Source organism: Streptomyces sp. NPDC085927 (assembly GCF_044540975.1).
Lineage (GTDB): Bacteria > Actinomycetota > Actinomycetes > Streptomycetales > Streptomycetaceae > Streptomyces > Streptomyces hirsutus.
The window spans coordinates 599,923-621,155 of sequence record NZ_JBITSN010000003.1 but is presented as its reverse complement, the minus strand read 5'-3'; the positions used below and the strand labels follow the sequence as shown (position 1 = coordinate 621,155).

The 21,233-nt window shown below is 72.9% G+C and carries 14 protein-coding genes; 9 read left to right on the top strand and 5 right to left on the bottom strand.

Translation table 11 applies throughout. The features are described 5' to 3' along the window. Window positions 1–39: 39 nt before the first annotated feature. Complete coding sequence (locus ACIF80_RS11820) at window positions 40–489, top strand: metallopeptidase family protein (protein ID WP_388440463.1); 450 nt, start codon at window positions 40–42, stop codon at window positions 487–489. A 157-nt stretch (window positions 490–646) separates the two neighbouring features. Here the strand turns inward: ACIF80_RS11820 and ACIF80_RS11815 are convergent, their stop codons facing one another. The 3 genes from ACIF80_RS11815 to ACIF80_RS11805 form a co-directional block, all read right to left on the bottom strand. Next, on the bottom strand, window positions 647–2,188 hold the full coding sequence (locus ACIF80_RS11815) for a DUF5719 family protein (RefSeq protein ID WP_399802554.1): 1,542 nt from the start codon (window positions 2,186–2,188) through the stop codon (window positions 647–649). Then, window positions 2,185–6,048 (bottom strand): glycosyltransferase, encoded by a 3,864-nt coding sequence (locus tag ACIF80_RS11810; RefSeq protein WP_399802551.1) that lies wholly within the window; start codon window positions 6,046–6,048, stop codon window positions 2,185–2,187. The genes ACIF80_RS11815 and ACIF80_RS11810 overlap by 4 nt, the downstream gene beginning before the upstream one ends. A 266-nt stretch (window positions 6,049–6,314) precedes the next feature. After that, window positions 6,315–6,578 (bottom strand): WhiB family transcriptional regulator, encoded by a 264-nt coding sequence (locus tag ACIF80_RS11805; RefSeq protein ID WP_003975777.1) that lies wholly within the window; start codon window positions 6,576–6,578, stop codon window positions 6,315–6,317. A 763-nt stretch (window positions 6,579–7,341) separates the two neighbouring features. Between ACIF80_RS11805 and ACIF80_RS11800 the strand changes: the two genes are divergently transcribed. The 4 genes from ACIF80_RS11800 to ACIF80_RS11785 all read left to right on the top strand — a co-directional run bounded on the left by ACIF80_RS11800 (window position 7,342) and on the right by ACIF80_RS11785 (window position 11,588). Further along, a complete protein-coding gene (locus ACIF80_RS11800; RefSeq protein ID WP_399802549.1) occupies window positions 7,342–7,890 on the top strand; it encodes a cysteine dioxygenase in 549 nt (182 codons plus the stop codon). Window positions 7,891–8,022: 132 nt separating this feature from the next. After that, a complete protein-coding gene (locus ACIF80_RS11795; RefSeq protein WP_399802546.1) occupies window positions 8,023–9,069 on the top strand; it encodes a 2-phospho-L-lactate transferase in 1,047 nt (348 codons plus the stop codon). After that, window positions 9,066–10,418 (top strand): coenzyme F420-0:L-glutamate ligase, encoded by a 1,353-nt coding sequence (locus ACIF80_RS11790; RefSeq protein ID WP_399802544.1) that lies wholly within the window; start codon window positions 9,066–9,068, stop codon window positions 10,416–10,418. Before ACIF80_RS11795 ends, ACIF80_RS11790 begins: the two co-directional genes overlap by 4 nt. 135 nt (window positions 10,419–10,553) lie before the next feature. After that, window positions 10,554–11,588 (top strand): DNA-3-methyladenine glycosylase family protein, encoded by a 1,035-nt coding sequence (locus ACIF80_RS11785; RefSeq protein WP_399802541.1) that lies wholly within the window; start codon window positions 10,554–10,556, stop codon window positions 11,586–11,588. 95 nt (window positions 11,589–11,683) lie between these two features. Here ACIF80_RS11785 and ACIF80_RS11780 read toward each other — a convergent pair whose 3' ends face one another. Further along, the gene (locus ACIF80_RS11780) at window positions 11,684–12,766 is read right to left on the bottom strand and encodes a sugar phosphate nucleotidyltransferase (protein ID WP_399802538.1); all 1,083 of its coding nucleotides are present in this window, start codon (window positions 12,764–12,766) and stop codon (window positions 11,684–11,686) included. Between the two features lie 132 nt (window positions 12,767–12,898). Continuing rightward, the gene (locus ACIF80_RS11775; protein WP_399802535.1) at window positions 12,899–14,452 is read right to left on the bottom strand and encodes an N-acetylmuramoyl-L-alanine amidase; all 1,554 of its coding nucleotides are present in this window, start codon (window positions 14,450–14,452) and stop codon (window positions 12,899–12,901) included. 129 nt (window positions 14,453–14,581) lie between these two features. Between ACIF80_RS11775 and ACIF80_RS11770 the strand changes: the two genes are divergently transcribed. The 4 genes from ACIF80_RS11770 to ACIF80_RS11755 all read left to right on the top strand — a co-directional run bounded on the left by ACIF80_RS11770 (window position 14,582) and on the right by ACIF80_RS11755 (window position 21,210). Further along, a complete protein-coding gene (locus ACIF80_RS11770; RefSeq protein ID WP_399802532.1) occupies window positions 14,582–15,337 on the top strand; it encodes a TIGR03089 family protein in 756 nt (251 codons plus the stop codon). Between the two features lie 554 nt (window positions 15,338–15,891). Beyond that, window positions 15,892–17,034 (top strand): LCP family protein, encoded by a 1,143-nt coding sequence (locus tag ACIF80_RS11765; protein ID WP_399802663.1) that lies wholly within the window; start codon window positions 15,892–15,894, stop codon window positions 17,032–17,034. A 240-nt stretch (window positions 17,035–17,274) separates the two neighbouring features. Then, window positions 17,275–19,113, top strand: coding sequence for an LCP family protein (locus tag ACIF80_RS11760; RefSeq protein WP_399802530.1), 1,839 nt, complete (start codon window positions 17,275–17,277; stop codon window positions 19,111–19,113). Between the two features lie 345 nt (window positions 19,114–19,458). After that, window positions 19,459–21,210, top strand: a complete 1,752-nt coding sequence (locus ACIF80_RS11755; RefSeq protein WP_399802527.1) for an LCP family protein — start codon at window positions 19,459–19,461, stop codon at window positions 21,208–21,210. Window positions 21,211–21,233: the final 23 nt, after the last annotated feature.

Genomic DNA, 21,233 nt, shown 5'->3' with positions numbered 1-21,233 from the left:
TCGGGCGCGTCGGACCGGCGGAGACTACGCTTCACCGTGATGGACACCCCTGTGACGCCCCGTGCCGCCGACCGCGGGCCCCGCCGTCGTGATCGCCACGGCCGGGGCATGCGCGGGCCGATCGCGCCGCCCCAGGTGCCGCTGGCCGCCAGCCGCGCGGAGACGTTCGCGGACCTGGTGCAGGACTCCGTGGAGCGGCTGGAGCGTCGGTGGCCGCAGCTGGCCGACATCGACTTCCTCGTGCTGGAGGTACCGCGCCTGGACGCGCCCGGAGCGGGGTGGAGCGACGAGCCGGTGCCGCTGGGCGGCACCGTGCCGACCCGCGAGGGACACCCCGCCCGGGTCGTGGTCTACCGCCGGCCGGTGGAGATCCGCACCAAGGGGCGCGACGAGCGGGCGGCGCTGGTCCACGAGGTCGTCGTGGAGCAGGTCGCCGAACTGCTGGGACTGACGCCGGAGACCGTGGATCCCCGGTACGGCGAGGACTGATACGCCGAGGCCTGACGCACCAGGGCCTGCTGCGCCGGGGCTGACGCACCAGGGTCTGCTGCGCCGGGGCCCGAGCGGCCGCCCCGGCGCCCGGGCGGGGTGAACCCTCCGTACGGGCGCCGGCGGTTCCTGCTTCCGGCGGTTCTGCCGACCGCTCCTACTTCTGCAGGACCGACAGGTCCTCCTCCGTCCGCGGCACCGCCACCATGCCCCGGTCGTCGGGGAGGGTCTGGACGGTGAAGGCGGGGACGCCGTCGTCCGGGGCGGTGAGGGTCCGGGAGGCGTAGACGGGGGCGTCGTCCGATTCGGGCTCGACCGTCAGCGCGTACGTGCCCTCGACGTCGTCCGGGACCGGGACCTCGATGTTCTGGGTGGTACCGGCCTTGATCGTGTACGTCTCGGTCGCCGGCGTGCCGCCCTCGCTGCCCGCGGACACGGTGACCCTGACCTTGGCGGCGCCCTCGGGCGCGGTCACGGCGAGGGTGCTGCCCTTGGCCGTGTTGTCGACGGACGTCGCCCGCAGGCCGACCTCGCGGGCCGCCGGGACGAAGGCCGACTCCTGGTTGTCGCCCTTGCCACGCAGCACCCGGACGGCCGCCACGACGGGCACCGAGCGGTCCGTCGGCGTGAGGACCAGGGAGCCCGCCTCGCCGCGCGTGACGTCGCCGAGGTCGACGGCGGTCGTCATCCCGCCCTTCACGTGCACCGTCTCGTTGCCGGCCGGTGTGATCAGTCCGGAGGGCGACGCGAGCTGCACCTTCAGGTCGGCGTCGACATTGCCGGGGGTGAAGACGGCCAGGCGTACGGCGGTGGCGTCCTTGGGGATGCCGGGCAGGACCAGGCTGCCCGCCGGATCGGCCGACGCGGCCAGCCAGTCACCGCCGAGGGAGTTGTCCAGGGCCTGCACGGCCGCGCCGACCCGCCCGCTGCGGACGACGACGTGGACCGTCACATCGGTCTGCTCCTCGTCGGTGAGCGTGGACAGCAGCACCGGTTCGGAGGAGTGCGGCTTGACCGTGATGCCCTCTCCCACCTCGGTCTCGAGAGCGCCGTCCTTGCCGTAGACCTCGATGTCCACGACGGCGGCGGAGCCGTCGGGGTTGGTCAGGTGGACGTAGTCGGTGCGCTCGGTCGAGGTGCTCGCTCCGGGGAACCAGAATTCCGTGTCCGGGGCGGTGCAGGTGACACCCTGGAGGCCCCGGCCGGTGCCCACGGCGACCTCGGTGGTCTGCTGCACGGTCCAGCCGGGAGCGAAGCGGCCCTCGGCGGTGCCGAGGAGCGCGGGCGCCTCGCCCCCGGAGGTGTCCGCGGTGACCGGCGTGCCGGGCTCCTTCTTGTGCTCCAGCACCGGCTTCTCGGGCTTCGCGGACGCGGCGGCCTTCTCCCCGCCGTCGTCCTTCTCGCTTTCCTCCGTGTCCTCCTCCGCGGGCTGTCCCGTGGTGGCCGGCCGGAGTGCGGCGCCGCCCTCGCTCTCCGTGCCCTTCGTGACGGGCGTGAAGGACGTGTACGTCGTCTCGGCGAGGTCGGAGCTGCTGGGCGTGGGGCACAGCAGGCTCGAGCGTTCCACGGGCAGGCGGGCCGCCGCCGTCGCGACGCCGTCGTCCGCGGCCGTGGGGTCCGGCGCGGTCAGGACGGCGAAGCCGGTGACGGCGGCGAGCGCGGTGGCTCCCGCGATCAGGGACAGGGTGGTGCGGTTCACTGCTGGCTCCCGTCGGGACGCTCGCTGCCCGGCTGCGGGCGGTGCGGCTGCTCGGGGTCGTACGACGCGTCGTAGCCCTGCGCGTAGGTCTGGTCGTAGCCGTCGTAACCCTCGTAGCCCTGTCCGTACGCCGACGGGTCGTACGTCGTCGGGTTGTACGCCGCCGGGTCGTACCGCGGCTGCTGGGGCGTTCCGTCGTAGGCGTACGGGTCGTACCGGCCGCCCTGACCGTCCTGGCCGCCCTGGTACGGGTCCGTCCGGTACGGCTGCCCGTAGCCGTCCGTCGCGTACTGCTGTTGCTGCTGCTCCTGTTGCTGCTCCTGCTGCGACGGGGGCTGCTGCTGTCCCTGCGGGTACGGGGCGGCGGCGGTGTAGGCGCCGTCGTACTCGGGGTTCGGATTCGGATTCGGGTAGCTGGACGCGTCCCATTCGTCGTAGGGCCGCTGCTGCGGAATGGCCGCGGGCTCCGGCGAGGTGCCGAACCCGTCGGCCGTGCCGTCGCCCGTGCCCTCTGCCACGTCGCCGTCCGCGCCCCGGTCCGTGCCCGCCTCCTCGGCGGCCGCGGCTTCCGCCTCCGCCTCGGCCTGGGCGCGCAGGCGGCGGGCGCGGCGGCCGTCGCCGACGAGTGCCTCGTCGGGAACGGCCGGTTCCTCGGGGAGGTCGTCGTCGACGTCGCGGCGCCGGCCGGGCAGCGCGAGCACGACGAGGACGACGGCGAGCAGACCCTGCGCCCACAGCCAGGCGGTGTGGGTGAACGGCTCCTCGTAGGTGACGGCCAGCTGTCCGCCGGTGGCGGGGAGCTGGAAGCCCTGGGCCCAGCCGTCGACCGTGGTGCGGGTCAGCGGCTTGCCGTCGAGGGTGGCGGTCCAGCCGTCGGCCGCGGCGTCGGCCAGGCGCAGGACGCGTCCCTCGGCGCCCTCGGGGATCTCGGTGCTGATCCCGACGGGGCCGGCGGCCACGGCCTGCGGCTCGCCCTCGCCGCCCTTGGCGGGGACGATGGTCGCGCGGGCCACGTTCTGGTCGACGCGCCACAGCGCGCCGCCCGCCTGCTGGCTGAGCCGGGTCAGGCCGGGCGTGGCGTCCAGGACGCGGGTGACGTCGCGGGGCGCGCCCGGGTGGACGAGGACGTAGCGCACCGCGAACCCGCCGAGCTGGTCGGCCTGGTCGGCACCGGAGCCGGCGACGAGGTTGGCGACGACCTTGTCGAGCCCGGTGTTCACACCGGCCGAGGCGGCGATCTCGGCATCGCCCATGCGGGCACCGGAGCCGCGGACCAGCACGTAGTCGACGCGGGCGGCGGAGTCGCTGTCCAGGACGAGGGTGCGGGCCTGGTCGCGGGTGCCGCTCTCCTCGGCGACGAACGCGGGCACCTGCACGGGATCGCGCCGCTCGAGCGGTCCGTCGGCGCCGCGGAGCACCCAGCCGGCGGCGGCCAGCAGCGGGCCGACCGCGCAGGCGAGGGCGATCAGCACGGCGACCGGCTGACGCCAGCCGAAGCTCTGCTCGGCGACCCGCGAGCGCGCCCCGTCGGCGCCGAGCGCGGCCGCGGCCAGCAGGGCGATGCCGTAGACGAGCGTCGCGGGCCCGGCCCAGGCGGAGCCGTTGGACAGGACCGCGAAGACGAGTCCGACCAGGGCTGCCGCCCAGGCGGCGCGGATGGCGAGCAGACGCTCGGAGCGGAGCAGGGCCGCGAGGGCGGCGAGCACGATGCCGATGAGCACCGGCCCGCCGACCGCGCCGGGGCCGCCGGGGCTCGCGCCGAGCAGGTCGAGGGCGGAGGCGGCGGAGGCGCCGTACTCCAGGCCCGCCTCCTGGAAGAAGCCGAACGGGAGCAGCGACAGCGACCAGGGGGCGAGGACCAGCAGCGGGGTGCCGAGCTGGGCCAGGAAGCGGAGCCCGTACGCCGGGAGGTCGGACCTGCGCAGGGCGAGGACGCCGAGGCCGAGGACCAGGGCGATGGGCCAGACGATCGGGGTGAACGCGGTGGCGAGGGTCAGCAGCAGCGCGTACGCCCAGGTCGCGCGCCAACTGCCGCGGACTCCGGAAGCGTTGGTGAGTCCGCTCGCGGCGATGCCCGCACGGGCGATCAGCGGCAGCAGGACGGCGAGCACGGCGGTGCCGATCCGGCCGCCGGCGAGGGCGCCCGCGACGGCGGGCAGGAAGGCGTAGGCGATCGCGGCCCAGGCGCGCAGCAGCCGGGACTCGACGAGCGGGCGGGAGGCGAAGTAGGCGCTGATGCCGGCCAGCGGCACCGAACCGATGAGCAGGACGGTCACGGCGAGCCCGGTCGAGCCGAGCATCAGGGTGGCCAGGGACGCCACGACGGCGAGGTAGGGCGGTGCGGAGCCGGTGCCGCCGGCGCCCACCGCGTGCCAGGTGTCCGTGTACCGCGCCCACAGCTCGCCGGAGCCGGCGGGGGCGGGCAGCAGGGCGCTGCCCGCGAGCGCGCCGCTGCCGAGGAGGGCGCGGCAGGCCGCGAGGGAGACGAACAGCAGGAGCAGGAAGAGCACCGGGCCGGGCTTGCGGGCGATCCGCTTGAGCCGGGCGAACTGCTCGACCTCGATGAAGTCGGCGTCGTCCCCGCCGGGTCCGGACTCGACGGCGCCGCCGTGCCGTCCGGCGCCGGTGGTGATTTCGGGGTCGGAGCGGCCGACGAGGCTGCCCGCGGCCTGTTCGACGGTGACGCGGATGGTCGCACCGGGGGGCGGGAACAGCGCTCGCAGTTCGCCCTTGTCGATCTGCGGGCTGCCGCGGCGGCGGCGTCCGGCGAGGATGCGTTCGGGCCGCAGCAGGGTGCCCACGAGGCCGCGTATCTCGTCGACGGCCTGCCCCGGGACCTTGCCGACGAGATAGGCGAAGGTCCGCAGGACGGTCCCGAGGACGACCCGCAGCAGTACCCAGGGCAGTGCCGCGGTCCGGGTGTTGACGAGCAGGGTGTGGACGGCGCCCGCCTTGTCCACCTTGTGCGGGGAGGCGGCGGTGCGGCCCACGCAGTCGACGGCGCGGCGCTCGCGGGAGGCGGCCTCGGCGTGCCGTACGACCGCGTCGGGGGCGACGAGCACCCGGTGGCCCGCCGTGTGCGCGCGCCAGCACAGGTCGACGTCGTCCCGCATCAGGGGCAGGTGCCGGTCGAATCCGCCGAGTTCGTCGAAGACGTCGCGGCGGATCAGCATGCCGGCGGTGGACACCGACAGGACGGACCGGACCTGGTCGTGCTGGCCCTGGTCCTGTTCGCGGCGGTCCAGACCGGTCCAGCGGCGGCCGGAGTTGGCGATGGAGACGCCGACCTCCAGCAGCTGCCGGCGGTCGTACCAGCCGCGGAGCTTGGGGCCGACGACGGCGACGTCGTCACGACCGAGTTCGTACTCGTTCTCCACGACGCCCAGCAGCCGGGCCAGCGCGTCGGGTTCGGGGGCGCAGTCGTCGTGCAGCAGCCACAGCCACTGGACGGGCTCCCCGTGCGGGAGGTCGGGCAGGTCGTACGCGTCGTCGTGCCAGCTGCGCGTGACCGGGTCCCAGCCGCTGGGCCGCTTCAGGTAGGGCAGGTCGTCCGGGGTGAGGTGCGGCGCGGCACGGTGGCACTCCTCGACGGCCTGGCCGAAGCCGGTGCGCCGGGCGAGGTGCAGGACGTGGTCGTCGCCGAGGGCTTCGGCGACCAGCCGGGCGGAGTCGTCCGCGCTGCCTGTGTCGGCTCCCATGGCGAACTGGACGGGGCGTTCCTGGCCGAGTAGCCCGGCGAGCGCGTCGGGCAGCCAGCGGGCTCCGTCATGGGAGACGAGAACCGCGGTCACCACATGACGCGGGAACTCTGGTGCGGCAGCGGCGTCTTGACGGGCTGCCGGGTGACTGTGCACGGACATCGAGGTACGGGCCCCGGTTCAGTGGACTGTGGGGGACGCCCGTGCCCGGTGGGGGCGGCGTGGCGTCTCGGACGAGCAACCACACTATCGGCTGGGCGACAAGGCGGCCCGCCGCCTGTGGACAACCCCCATGCGACGGGCCGTAAGCGATGGATGCCGGGCACATGCGCGCACCCGGCACGCATGACGTATGTGCGGACAAGGCGCGCATATGGATGTCGCGAACAAGGCGCGCACGCGGAGGGGTGCGCGCGAAGTGCCGCCTTTCAGACGGCGGCCTTCTTCAGCCGGCGGCGCTCCCGCTCGGACAGACCGCCCCAGATACCGAACCGCTCGTCGTTGGCGAGGGCGTATTCGAGGCACTCGGAACGGACCTCGCAAGCGAGGCAGACCTTCTTGGCCTCCCGGGTGGAACCGCCCTTCTCGGGAAAGAAGGACTCGGGGTCGGTCTGGGCGCACAGCGCGCGCTCCTGCCAGCCGAGTTCCTCGTCCGCGTCGTCGACCAGCAGTTGCTGCACCAGCTCCGTCATGTGCGCCCCTCGTCCGTCTTTCGCGTCCCCGTGATGCTGCCGTTACCGATCCCGGCCGAACGACACGAGTGAAATTACAAGTGTGCTGATCCGGGCGAGTCAAGCCGAGATCTGCTATTGGCTCCCTTATTCACTCTGCGGAACCAAGCCCGAGCCGAAAGTGTTCAAATCGCCATAAACGTTGACACACAGGCGGGCCGCACGAGCGACCCGCCCCGCGCAGACCGTTCACGGAGTGAGACGCCCGGTCGATCGATCCCGTTGACACACCGACGCCGCAGCGACCCGGATCACATTCGGATCACAGGACCGCAACGGCACTTGTGCACTCGACCATGTGCGCCTTGTGTCCCCGGAATCACGTGAGCAAACCTTTCGTCTCGTAGTGAACCGGATGGGGTGAACCGTGCCCACAATCCGTGTCCCGAGTTGACACTGGAGGCATGAGCCGCTGTCCTTGTGGGCATGCTCGCGAACTTGGCACTCACCTCGACCCGCTCCGCCGGGTCCCTCGGTGCTGCCCGCGCTCGCTGTAGCTGTCGCTGTTCCGGTTGTTGAGCCCAACGCGCTCCTGCCCTTCGGGTCACCCTCGACCCGGCCGCTGTTTCCTCCGCTCTCATCAGGGCACTTCCCGCCGCCGTCCGTGACCCGGACACCCGCGGCACCTCGTCCCCGGCAGGCCGGTTCCCCCACCGGGCATCGTCCGGCGGCCCCACCCCCCCCTGCTTCCCAACCGCTTCTCCGCCGAGGAACCACCGCATCCATGAACAGCGACAGTGACCTCCAGATCGCCGGCGACATCCTCGAAGTACCGCACCTCCTGCAGACCCCGCGCGAGCACCCGGCGACCGTGGCCGAGTTCGTCGGCCTGGCCCGCTCCCTCGCCGCCGACCGGTCCCGGTGGGAGCACCTGGTGCGCTACGACGCGAGCAGCCGCTGGTACCACCGGCTGCTCACCGTTCCCCAGGTTCCCGGCTCCGCTCGGGCAGGGGAGACTCCGACCGGCTACGAGGTGTGGCTGCTGTCCTGGGTGCCCGGCCAGGGCAGCGGACTGCACGACCACGGCCGCTCCTCCGGTGTCCTGACCGTCCTGGACGGCGTCCTCACCGAGCGCACCGAACGCGGCATCCGCACGCTGACGACGGGCGCGGAGCGGGTGTTCGCGCCGGGCTACGCGCACGAGGTCGTCAATGACACGCTGGAGCCGGCGGTCAGCCTGCACGTGTACTACCCGGGCCTGACCGAGATGCCGATGCACCCGGCCGCCCCGCACTGCGAGGCGCGTACGGAGCCCCGGACGCTCACCGCCTGATCCGCCTTCCCCCTGCGCGCCCCTCTGCCCGGCCGCGTGCGTGCCCCTGCCCGACCCCGTACACGACCCCGTGGGCGACCGACCGTCCGACAGGGTGCCGCGGTCCGCCCCGCGGCTGACAGACTGTTTCCCATGCGCATTGTGGTTCTGGCAGGCGGCATCGGCGGTGCCCGTTTCCTTCGCGGTCTGAAGCGGGCCGTGCCGGACGCGGACATCACGGTCATCGGCAACACCGGGGACGACATCCACCTCTTCGGGCTGAAGGTCTGCCCGGACCTCGACACGGTGATGTACACCCTCGGCGGCGGCATCGACGAGGAGCGGGGCTGGGGGCGGACCGACGAGAGCTTCCGGCTCAAGGAGGAGCTCGCGGCGTACGGCGTCGGCCCGGGGTGGTTCGGGCTCGGCGACCGGGACTTCGCCACGCACATCGTGCGGACGCAGATGCTCGCCGCCGGCTATCCGCTGAGCGCGGTGACGGAGGCCCTCTGCGACCGGTGGCAGCCGGGCGTCCGGCTGATCCCGATGACCGACGACCGCGTGGAGACACACGTCGCCGTCACCCTGCCCGAGGGCGACCCGGCGGCGGGGCCGACGGCGGGGTCCGGGGCAGGGGAAACCCCGCCGGGCTCCGTGGCGGGCTCCGCGGCGGGCTCCGGTGTGCGCAAGGTGATCCACTTCCAGGAGTACTGGGTGCGGCTGCGGGCGTCGGTCCCGGCCGAGGCGGTGGTGCCGGTCGGCGCGGAGCAGGCGAAGCCGGCGCCGGGTGTGCTGGAGGCGATCGCCGCTGCCGACGTGATCCTCTTCCCGCCGTCCAACCCGGTCGTCTCCATCGGCACGATCCTCGCCGTCCCCGGCATCCGGGAGGCGATCGCCGAGGCGGGCGTGCCGGTGGTCGGCCTGTCGCCGATCGTCGGCGACGCACCCGTGCGCGGCATGGCCGACAAGGTGCTCGCGGCGGTCGGCGTCGAATCCACGGCGTGGGCGGTGGCCGAGCACTACGGCTCGGGCCTGCTGGACGGCTGGCTGGTCGACACGGTCGACACGGCCGGTGTGGAGCGCATCGAGGAGGCGGGGATCCGCTGCCGGGCCGTGCCCCTGATGATGACCGACGTCGACGCCACCGAGCGGATGGCCCGGGAGGCGCTCGCGCTCGCGGAGGAGGTGCGAGCGGTTTGAACGGCACGCGTGTGCACGACGACGGCGTACCCGCGGGTGGCGCGGCGTCCGACGGATACCGGGTGTGGGCCGTCGCGGGGCTGCCCGAGGTCCGGCGGGGGGACGACCTCGCGAAACTGATCGCGGCCGCGGAGCCGGGGCTGGCCGACGGGGACGTGCTGCTCGTCACCTCCAAGATCGTCTCCAAGGCGGAGGGCCGGACGCTGGAGGCCTCCGACCGGGAGGCCGCGATCGACGCGGAGACGGTACGGGTGGTGGCCCGGCGCGGCCCCCTGCGCATCGTCGAGAACCGGCAGGGCCTCGTCATGGCCGCGGCCGGCGTCGACGCCTCCAACACGACCCCCGGCACGGTGCTGTTGCTCCCCGAGGACCCGGACGCGTCCGCGCGGGCGATCCGCGAGGGCCTGCGGGACGCCCTCGGGGTCACGGTCGGCGTGCTCGTCACCGACACCTTCGGGCGCCCCTGGCGGACGGGTCTGACGGACGTCGCGATCGGCGCCGCGGGCGTCCACGTCCTGGACGACCTGCGCGGCGGGACGGACGCGTACGGCAATCCGCTGAGCGCCACCGTGGTCGCCACCGCCGACGAACTCGCCGCCGCGGGTGATCTGGTCAAGGGCAAGGCCGCGGGCCTGCCGGTGGCCGTCGTGCGCGGACTGTCCGCCCTGGTGGCGGCCGACGACGAGCACGGCGAGGGCGCCCGGGCCATGGTCCGCGACTCCCGCGACGACATGTTCCGCCTCGGCACCTCGGAGGCGGTACGGCAGGCGGTGACCCAGCGCCGCACGGTACGGGCCTTCACCGACGAGCCGGTCGACCCGGGGGCGGTGCGCCGCGCGGTGGCCGCGGCCGTGACGGCTCCGGCACCGCACCACACCACCCCCTGGCGCTTCGTCCTCCTGGAGTCGCGGGAGTCCCGGACCCGGCTGCTCGACGCGATGCGGGACGCCTGGATCGCGGACCTGCGCCGGGACGGCAAGTCGGAGGAGTCCGTCGCCAAGCGGGTCCGCCGCGGCGACGTCCTGCGCAACGCGCCCTGCCTGGTCGTGCCCTGTCTGGTCATGGAGGGCTCGCACACCTACGGGGACGCGCGGCGGGACGGCGCGGAGCGGGAGATGTTCGTGGTCGCGACGGGTGCCGGTGTGCAGAACTTCCTGGTCGCGCTGGCCGGGGAGCGGCTGGGCTCGGCGTGGGTGTCGTCGACGATGTTCTGCCGGGACGTGGTCCGCGAGGTCCTGGACCTGCCCGCGGGCTGGGACCCGATGGGTGCGGTGGCGGTGGGCCACCCCGCCGGGGATCCGCGGCCGCGGCCGGAGCGGGACGCGGCCGCGTTCATCGCCGTGCGATGAGCTGGACGGCGGTGGGCCGGACGGGACGCGCGGGGCGCCTACCCTCGTAGGAGCCGCGCCTTCCCCCACTGCCTCCGCGGCACTCGCTGCCTCCGCGGCACTCCCTACCTCCGCCTCTCTCCCCTGGACCCCTCCGTGGCAGGACGTTTCGCTCCCCGGCCCACCCCCCGGCCCGCTTCCCACTCCGCTCGTACGACCGTGCGGGACGGGCGGGCCGCCGACCCGGCGGGGATGCCGCGGCAGGCACCGGCCCCGGCCGCCCCGCCGTCGGTCCGGACGTGGGTGCCGGAGGGGCCGCTGGACCTCGGGCTGGTCCTCGGACCGCTGCGGCGCGGCTCCGGGGACCCGACGTTCCGCGCGCTGCCGGACGGTTCCGTGTGGCGGACGAGCCTGACGCCCGCCGGGCCGGGGACGCTGCGGGTGACGTGGCACGGCGGCGAAGTACGGGGCGAGGCGTGGGGAGCGGGGGCCGGATGGTTCCTGGACCGGCTGCCGGACCTGCTCGGCGCCGCCGACGACCCGGCGGCGTTCGTCCCCCGGCACAAACTGCTGGCGCTCACCCGGCACCGACGGCCGGGACTGCGGCTGGCCCGGACCGGGCTGGTGCTGGAGTCGTTGATCCCGTCGGTCCTGGAGCAGAAGGTCACCACCGGTGAGGCGTACCGGGCGTGGCGGCTGCTGGTACGGAAGTACGGGGAGCCGGCCCCCGGGCCCGCGCCCGAGCGGATGGCGGTCATGCCGTCGCCCCGGACCTGGGCACTGATCCCCTCCTGGGAGTGGCACCGGGCCGGTGTCGACGACAAGCGGGCGTCCACGGTGCTGCGGGCGGTGCGGGTCGCGGCGCGGCTGGAGGAGGCGGCCGGGATGGCTCCGGCGGCGGCGCGGGCGCGGCTGGAGCTGGTGCCGGGCATCGGGCCGTGGACATCGGCGGAGACGGTGCAGCGCAGTCACGGCGCGCCGGACGAGGTGACCACGGGAGACCTGCACCTGCCGGGCATCGTGGGGTGGGCGCTGGCCGGGGACCGGTACGCGGACGACGCGGCGATGCTGGACCTGCTGGAGCCGTATGCCGGTCAGCGGCACCGGGCGGCCCGGCTGATCCTGCTGAGCGGCAGAACGCCGGCCCGGCGGGCGCCGAAGATGCCGCGCTGGGACGTCGGGCGGCTGTGAGACCGGAGCCCTCCAGCCACCCGTGCCCCTCAGCCGCCCGGGCCCTCAGCCGTCCGGGCCCGCGCCTGGCCTGTACGCGGCCCGGTTCCGCTCGGTCACTCGTCCGAGGAGAACCGCACCGACCCCGCCGGGATCCGCGCGTCGCACCAGACCCTGACCCCGTCCCGGAGTTCGTTGCGGGCGCCGACGACCGCGCCGTCGCCTATCACCGTCCCGGTGAGGACCGACCGCTCCCCCACCCGCGCGCGCGTGCCGATCAGCGAGTCGGTGACGACCGCGCCGGGTTCGATGACCGCACCCGGCAGGATCGTGCTGCCGAAGACGCGCGCGCCCTCCGCCACGAACGCGCCCTCGCCCACCACGGTCCCGCCCGCCAGCTTGGCGTCCGGTGCCACTCTCGCCGTCGGCAGGACCAGCCGGTCGCCGCAGCGCCCCGGGACCGCCGGGGACGGGGCACGGCCCAGCACCAGGTCCGCGGAGCCCCGCACGAAGGCCGCCGGGGTGCCGAGGTCCAGCCAGTACGTGGAGTCGACCAGGCCCTGGAGGTGGGCCCCGGCCGACAGCAGGCCCGGGAACGTCTCCCGCTCCACCGACACCGGCCGGCCCGTCGGGATCGTGTCGATGACCGAGCGGCGGAAGACGTACGCCCCCGCGTTGATCTGGTCGGTGACGATCTCCTCGGGGGTCTGGGGCTTCTCCAGGAACGCCAGGACGCGGCCCGTGTCGTCGGTGGGGACCAGGCCGTACGCCCTGGGGTCGGTCACCTTCGTCAGGTGCAGCGAGACGTCCGCGCCCGTCGTCCGATGGGTGCGCACCAGCGCCCGGATGTCCAGGCCCGTGAGGATGTCGCCGTTGAAGATCAGCACCGGTTCGTCCGGGCCGGAGTGCAGCCGGGAGGCGACGTTGCGGATGGCGCCGCCCGTGCCGAGGGGCTCCTCCTCCGTCACGTACTCGATGTGCAGTCCCAGCGACGAGCCGTCGCCGAAGTACGGTTCGAAGACCTCGGCCAGGTAGGACGTGGCCAGGACGATGTGCTCGACGCCGGCCGCTCTGGCTCTCGCCAGTTGGTGCGTGAGGAAGGGCACCCCGGCCGCCCGGACCATGGGCTTCGGGGTGTGCACCGTGAGCGGGCGCAACCGTGTGCCCTTGCCGCCGACCAGGAGAATCGCTTCTGTCACCTGTCGTCTCTGCTTCCTGCCGGGACCGGCCGAACTGTCTTTCGGCCGGCCAGTGTATGCAGACCGTCGCACAGCGGTTTCGACGGCGGTGTCTCCGGCAGGAAGGAACGCGGGCCCGGCGGCCCGCCGCTCTCAGCGGCCCTGGTAACCGGCTGCTGCGGAACGGGCGGTGCCGAGCTTTTCGTAGAGCTTCCCCCCTGGGCACACGGTGTTGAACCCGTCCCGGTGACCGGAGATCACGTTCAGTCGTACCTTCGTGCCTTTTTTGTAGAGATTGCCACCACCGGACGTCAGGTATGTCTTCGCGCTCGGATCCATGCCGTGCAGCCCGAGCTTCCACGCGGTGAGCTGGGCGACGCCGGTCACCGCGGCGGCCGGCGGTTTCGTGGAGTCGAAGGTGCCGAGAACCGCCACGCCCATGGTGTTGCTGTTGAACCCCAGAGTGTGGGCGCCCATCACCGGGTTGGCCACTCCCCCGGCACGACCCTCGTAGATCTTGCCGCACTTGTCGACGAGGAAGTTGTAGCCGATGTCCCGCCAGCCCATGCTTCCCGTGTGGTAGCGGTAAATACTGCGGATGACCGAAGGAGCCTGCGCGCACGTGTAGTTGTTGCCGGAGGCGGTGTGGTGCACGAAGGCCGCGCTCACCTTGTCGGTGTACACGAAGCTCTGCTCCCGCAGGCTCTCGTCCGCACCCCACCCGCCGCGCGTGACGATGCCGGGGCGCGGGCCGATGTACGGCTTCGCCTGCGGCTGCCCGCCGGTGTTCGCCCCCTGCCCGGCCGCCTCGGTGCCGCGCAGGACGTGGTACTCCTCCTCGGTCTCCGCCCGGGTCAGCGCCGGGATCTCGGCGGCGCCCAGGGGGACGAGCGGGGCGTTGGCGGCGGAGGCGGCGGTCGCCTCGGCGCTCATCACACCGGTACGAGGGGCGTCCACCGGGGTGCCCGCGGAGCCGTCGGCGGGGTTCTGGCCGGAGTTCTGGCCGGAGTTCTGATCAGGGCTTTCGCCGGTGCTCTGGTCGGGGCTCTCGGCGCCGTCCTCGGGCGGGGTGTCCTGGGGCGGAACGTCCTCCCCAGGGTCGACGAGTTCGAGGCGCATTCCGGACGGCAGCAGCGGGGTGGACTCCTCTGCGCCTTTCCCGGCGGTGGAACCGGCGGACTCGGAGCCGGCCTTCGGCTCCGGCTCCGGGCCGGGTCCGCTTTCCGCCCGGACCCGGATCTCCACACCGTCCGACGCGCCCACCCACAGCGGTGCGGTGGCGCCGCGGACCCGGCCCGAGGTGCGTTCCGCGGTCTCGGGGTCGGCCGCGTGGTCGGCGTTGTGGGTCTCGACGTCCTGCCAGCCGGACCAGACGCCGGTGTCCGCCGCGCGGGCGCGGACCTGGACCTGTCCGTGGAGTTCGGCGGCGGGGTCGTCCCAGACGACGCCGACGAGGGAGAAGGGCCGTACGGACTGCGGGGCGAGGCCGAACACGGCGGCGCCGGTGGCGCGGTCGGGCTCGAGGGGCCGCAGGGGCAGTGACTGGGTGCTGCCGGGGGTACTGGACCCGGTCGTCACCGCTGCGCGGGTGACCGCCGGCGCCGTCCCACCCGGGCCCGCGGCCGCCGCGACGGCGGACGGGGCGAAGGGGAGGGCGAGTGCGGCCGCACAGGTGACACCGATGGAGGAAACAAGAGTTCTACGCATGCCCCTGAGCTTGGACATAGTCATACAAATCTGTCCATCGGGGAATTGACGGGCTGTCGGGATCCGTTCCCCCGAACCGGTGCCCCGGGCACCCGGTGCGCGCGGCCGTGTCCGCGTACGCTTGCGCGGGTGAACGCCACCGACCGCACCCCCGCCGACCTGCTGGGTTCCACGCTCGCCGCGGACCCGGGACGCCCCCTGGTGACCTTCTACGACGACGCCACGGGCGAACGCGTCGAATTGTCCGTGGCCACCTTCGCCAATTGGGTGGCCAAGACCGCGAACCTGCTGCAGGACGAACTGGCCGTCGAGCCCGGTGACCGCGTGGCGCTGCTGCTGCCCGCGCACTGGCAGACGGCCGTGTGGCTGCTGGCGTGCGCCTCGGTGGGCGTGGTCGCGGACATGTCCGGCGACCCGGCGGCGGCCGATGTCGTGGTGAGCGGGCCGGACGCGCTGGAGACCGCGCGGGCCTGCTCGGGCGCGCGGATCGCGCTGGCCCTCAGGCCGCTCGGCGGACGGTTCCCGCAGCCTCCGGAGGGCTTCGCCGACTACGCCGTGGAGGTCCCGGGGCAGGGCGACCGGTTCGCACCGTATGTGCCGGTGGACCCCGAGGCGCCGGCCCTGATCGTGGCGGGCCGGGAGTTCAGCGGCGCCGAGGTGGTGCAGCGGGCCCGCGCGGAGGCGACGGAGCTCGGGCTGACCGGACCGGCCTCGCGCATTCTTTCGGGGCTGTCGTACGACACCTGGGAGGGGCTGCACGCAGGCCTGTACGGGCCGCTGGCGACCGGCGGTTCGGTGGTGCTGTGCCGGAACCTGGACCGGCTCGGGGACGACGCCCTGGACCAGCGGGTCGAGAGCGAACGGGTCACCGTCATCGCCCGCTGACGGCCTGCCCGTCCCACCACTCCCCCACACCCACGCCCGGCGGAAGCGGGACCGGAACCGGACCGGGCCCGGACCGGTCGCCCGAACCGCACCCGCCGGGCCGTCCCCCGTCCGGCACATCCCCTCCCCCGTTCGGCTCAGCAGCACCCGCCGCCGCCGCGCATCCGGGTCATCGTCGTATCAGCGGCACACCCCAGCGCCCGTACGGTCTGTATGCCCGTACGCCGTCCCGTACTTCCGTACGCCGTCCCGCGGTTCCGTGTGCCGCCGCAAGCCGTCACGTACGCCATGAGGGGGCGGACCGGTCATGAGCGACACCGCAGGCGCACCCCCCGTGCCCCCCGCGGGCGGGGGCACCCTCGGGCCGGGGGCGGGCGCCTCGGCGAGCGGGGCGGGGCTGCCGCGGGGGGGGGGGCCCCGGGGGGGGGCGCCCCCCCCCCGGGGGGGGGGCCCGGCCCCCCGCGGGGGGGGCGGGGGGGGGGGGGCGGGGGGGGGGGGGGGCGGGGGGGGGGGGGGGGGGGGGCGGGGGCGGGCCCCCCCCCCCCCCCGCGGCACTGCTCGTGGTGGCCGCGGGGGCCGGGTGGGCGGCGTACGCGAAGCTCGACCGGAACATCACCGCGGACGAGGCGGCCGCGGCCGAGCTCGCCCGGTTCGGGAGGGAACGGCCCACGGCGCTGGCCGAGGACGCCCGGAACATCCTGCTGATCGGCTCGGACTCTCGGTCCGGGGACGAGAACGGCCGCTACGGCCGGGACCCGGGGACGGAACGGTCCGACACCGTGATCCTGCTGCATCTGCCGGCGGGCCGGGGCAGTGCCACCGCGGTGTCCCTGCCCCGGGACCTGATGGTGGACGTGCCGGGCTGCCTGCGCCGGGACGGCACCCGCGCCGAGCCCGTGTTCACGGTGTTCAACCAGGCATTCCAGCAGGGCGGTTCTGCCTGCGCCATCCGTACCGTGGAGAAACTCACCGGCATTCGCGTGGACCATCACATCGTCGTGGACTTCCACGGTTTCAAGGAGATGGTCGAGGCGGTCGACGGCGTCGAGGTGTGTCTGCGCGAGCCCATTGACGACAAGGCGGCCGAACTGAAGCTGCCCGCGGGCCGGGTGGCACTGAACGGGGAACAGGCCCTCGGCTATGTCCGCGCCCGCAAGTCTCTCGGTGACGGCAGCGACACGCACCGTATGGAACGCCAGCAGCGCTTCCTCGGAGCGCTCCTCAGCAAGGTGAGCGGCAATGACGTTCTGTTGAATCCGGCCAAGCTGTATCCCGTTCTGAACGCGGCCACTTCGGCGTTGACGACCGACCCGAAACTGGCGAATCTGCGGGGTTTGTACGAGCTCGTCCGCGGACTCCGCGGCATCCCCGCGGAGCATGTGCAATTCCTCACCGTGCCCCGGGAGCCGTACGGGAACGACGCCGATCGGGACCAGCTTTCACAGCCCGCGGCAGAGGAACTGTTCGACCGGCTGCGCAGGGACGCGCCGGTCACGGTCGCACAGAGCACGGCACAGGGTTCCGTCACGGAATCCGAGTCCGCCACTCCGACCGGGAATTCGGACGGCGGAAACACGAAGAGTGACGAGAACGTCACTCGGAACGAATCCGGGGGACAGTCGGGGGGAGCGCCCGAACCCGCTTCTCCCACACCGACGTTCTCCGGGAACACGGCTGCCGAGGACGCCTGCGCGTAAAGCCGACTCTCAGGTGACTCCCAGACTGCGAAGTCATGTCAACAGATATGAGCGAATTGCCCAGTTGTATGGATGTGGAATGTGCCACGGGCGTCGCCGGAGGCCGTTCCGTGCCGTTAGTGTGAGCGCTCCCGGTGCGCGCTTTCCTGAGATTCACCCTGCAGTCGCGCACTGTGTGACCGACCGAGCGCCTGGGAGGGGAAAGGCGCCGCGTGGCACCGACGGAGGATTCAAACGACCGTGGACGCGCAAGGCCGTGGACGGGGTAACGACATCGACCCCGCAGACCAGTGGGTACTCAATCCGGACACCGGCGATTACGAATTGCGACTGAACAATTCCGCACCGCAGTCGCCGGTCCCCTCTCCTCGTGGACCGCGTTCTTCCGGCGGAGGCCGGGGTGGCGGCGCGGGTCCGGGCAAAGGCTCCGGCGCCGGTACCGGCACCGATGCACCGCGCGGCCGTACCGGTGCTCCCGGGCGCACGGCGGAGCGGCCGGCCGGGCGCAGGGCGTCCGAGCGCGGAACACCCGAGCGCGGAACGCCCGAGCGCGAGGGGCCGTCACGCAGGCGCCGGGACGCTCCCGAGGAGCCGTCGGCGGGCCGGCGCGGACGCCGGCCGGTGAAGAAGAAGTCGAAGGCGAAGAAGGCCCTGCTGTGGACCGGCGGGACGATGGCGTTCGTGGTGCTCGCCACCACCGTGGGCGGCTATCTGTACCTGGAACACCTCAACGACAACATCAACTCGGTCTCCGACGACGGCGCGAGCACCGGTGGCTTCCAGAAGGACAAGGCCATCAACATCCTGCTGATCGGCACCGACAAGCGCACCGGCGCGGGCAACGAGGGTTATGGCGACACGGGCAGCGCCGGGCACGCCGACACCACGCTCCTGCTGCACGTCTCCAAGGACCGCACCAACGCCACCGCGCTCAGCATCCCGCGCGACCTCATCGTCGACATCCCCGACTGCCCCACGCAGATGGAGGACGGGACGGAGAAGACGATCCCGGGCTCCAGGGGCCGCTTCAACACCAGCCTCGGCCAGAGCGAGCGCACGCCGAGCTGCACCATGCGGACGGTCACCGAACTGACCGGGATCACGCCGGACAACTTCATGGTGGCCGACTTCAACGCGGTCAAGACGCTGACCACGGCGGTCGGCGGGGTCAAGGTCTGTCTCGCCGAGGATGTCGACGATCCGGACTCCAAGCTCAATCTGCCCGCCGGCACGCACAAGATCGAGGGCGAAAAGGCCCTGGCGTTCGTCCGCACCCGGCACGCGTGGGGCAACCAGGGCGACCTCGACCGCATCAAGGTGCAGCAGCAGTTCCTCGGCGCGCTGATGCGGCAGTTGAAGTCCAGTGACACGCTCACCAGCCCGACGAAGATGGTCAAGCTCGCGGAGGCGGGCACCGAGGCACTCACCGTCGACTCCCGGCTGGACAGCATCAACAAGCTGAAGGACCTCGGTCTGGAGCTGGGCAAACTCAACATCAAGAACCTGGCGTTCATCACGCTGCCGGTGAAGGACAACCCCGCGGAAACGGTGAAGGCGACCGTCGTCGTGGACGAGTCCAAGGCGCCGGAGATATTCGACCTGATCAAGAACGACGTGTCGTTCACCGAGGTCAAGCAGCAGGAGAAGAAGGAGAAGGCCGCCGTCGCCGCCCGCCTCAAGGGCGCCAAGGCGCCGGCCTCGGACGTCCGGGTGCGGGTCCTCAACGGCGGTGCCCCGGCGGGCAGCGCCCAGGAGACCGTCTCCTGGCTCCAGCTCAATGAGGGCGTCGGCAAGTCGGAGAACGGCAGCAACGCCGACGAGACGCTCAAGAAGACCACCCTCGAGTACGCGCCCGACCAGGCCGACCAGGCCCGCCGCCTCGCCGACATCCTGGGCATGTCCGGCTCGGGGATGAAGCCCGGCGAGAGCGTCACCAACGCCCAGGGGCTGCCCACGATGACGCTGACCCTCGGCGAGGACTTCAAGGGTGCGGGCGTCTCCCTCACCACTCCGTCCAAGGCGCCGGACGACATCAAGGAGTCCACGTCCACGGCGGACAAGGTCGAGTGCGCGCAGTGACGCGACGCACGACGCGCCGTGCGGTGCGTCGTGCGGTGTGTTACGGGGTGCCTTGCGGGGCGCGTGACGAACCCGTGTGCGGGGCGCCCGGACGGCGCGAATCCCGTGGAGGCGGTGCCTCCACAACGTCATTTCCCCACCCAATGGGGCGGTTTACCCCTTTTCGTGGACGAGGAATTCGTCACTGAGGCCCCGTCCCGCTCAGGTCGGCAGTTAGTGTGAACGCTCCAGTGCCCCGGCCGCGAGGACCGTTCTGGCGTCGCGCGCACGGTGGTGACCAGTACGCGCGGACACCCTCCGGAGGGGGGAGGGTGCCGTGTGGCCCCGACGGAGGATCGGACGAGCGTGGACGCGCAGAGCCGTGGGCGGGCGGACAATGTCGACCCCGCAGACCAATGGGTACTCAATCCGGCCACCGGTGAATACGAACTGCGACTGGGCCCTTCCGCACCGCAGTCACCCGTACCCGGCCCCCGCAGGAGCTCCCCGCACACCGCGCACCACCCCGCCGGTCCCGGCGGCACGGGCCACCCGTACGGTGCCGTGCCCGGCGGCCCCGCGTGGGCGCCCGGCCGCGAGGTCCCGGCGCCGCGGCGCGGCGCTCCCGAGCCGCCGCCCGGACGGCGCTCGGGCCGGTCGGGGCAGCGGAAGCCGAAGGCGAGGAAGGCCCTGCTGTGGACCGGCGGGACGATGGCGTTCGTGGTGCTCGCCACCGGCACGGCCGGCTACGTCTATCTGAAGCATCTCGAGGGCAACGTCAACACGACCGACATCGGCGACGCGGGCTCGGGCGACTTCAGCAAGGACGAGGCCTTCAACATCCTCGTCCTCGGCACCGACAAGCGCACCGGCTCGGGCAACGACGGCTACGGGGACGCGGGCAGCGTGGGGCATGCCGACACCACGATCCTGCTGCACGTCTCCAAGGACCGCACGAACGCCACCGCGCTCAGCATCCCGCGCGACCTGATAGTCGACATCCCCGACTGTCCGACGAAGCTGGAGGACGGGACGGAGAAGGTGATCCCGGGGCTGCAGGGCGCCCGCTTCAACCGGAGCCTCGGTGAGGGCGGCCGGGACCCGGGCTGCACGATGCGCACGGTGGAGGAGGTCACCGGCATCAGGCCCCACCACTTCATGATGGCCGACTTCAACGCGGTCAAGACCCTCACCTCGGCCGTCGACGGCGTCGACGTGTGCGTGGAACACGCGGTGAACGACAAGCAGTCGAAGCTGGAGCTGCCCGCGGGCAAGTCGAAGGTGGCGGGCGAACAGGCCCTCGCCTTCGTCCGGACCCGGCACAGTTTCGGCAACGAGGGCGACCTCGACCGGATCAAGGTGCAGCAGCACTTCCTGGCCTCGCTGATGCGCAAGATGTCCTCCGGCGACACCCTCACCAGCCCCGCCAAACTGGTGAAACTGGCCGAGGCCGCCACCAACGCGCTGACCGTGGACACCGGCATCGGCAACGTGAGCACGCTCAAGGACGTCGCCCTGGAGCTGAAGAAGGTGCCGCCGAAGAACATCTCGTTCACCACGGTGCCGGTGAAGGACAACCCCGCGGAAACGGTGAAGGCGACGGTCGTCGTGGACGAGTCCAAGGCGCCGCAGCTGTTCGACGCGATCGCCGGCGACGTGTCGCTGACCGAGGTCGAGAAGAAGCGGGAGAAGAAGGAGAAGGCCGCCGTCGCCGCCCGCCTGCAGGGCGCCAAGGCACCGGCCTCCGAGGTCCGGGTGCAGGTCCTCAACGGCGGCGCCCCGGCGGGCAGTGCGCAGCAGATGCTCAGCCGGCTCCAGGTGGAGGAGGGCGTCAGCAAGTCGGAGAACGCCGGCAACGCCCCCAGGACGCTGAAGAGGACCACCCTCGAGTACGCGCCCGACCAGGCCGACCAGGCCCGCCGCCTCGCCACCATCCTGGGCCTGTCCGGTTCGGCACTGAAGCCCGGCGAGAGCGTCACCAACTCGCAGGGGCTGCCCGCGATGACGCTGACCCTCGGCAAGGACTTCACGGGCGCCGGCTCACCGCTCGACGGCTCCGCGGCGGGGCCTTTGGACGTGGAGAAGTCCACGGCGGACAAGGTCGAATGCGCGACCTGAGGCTCGGCCGAGCCGCGTCCGGG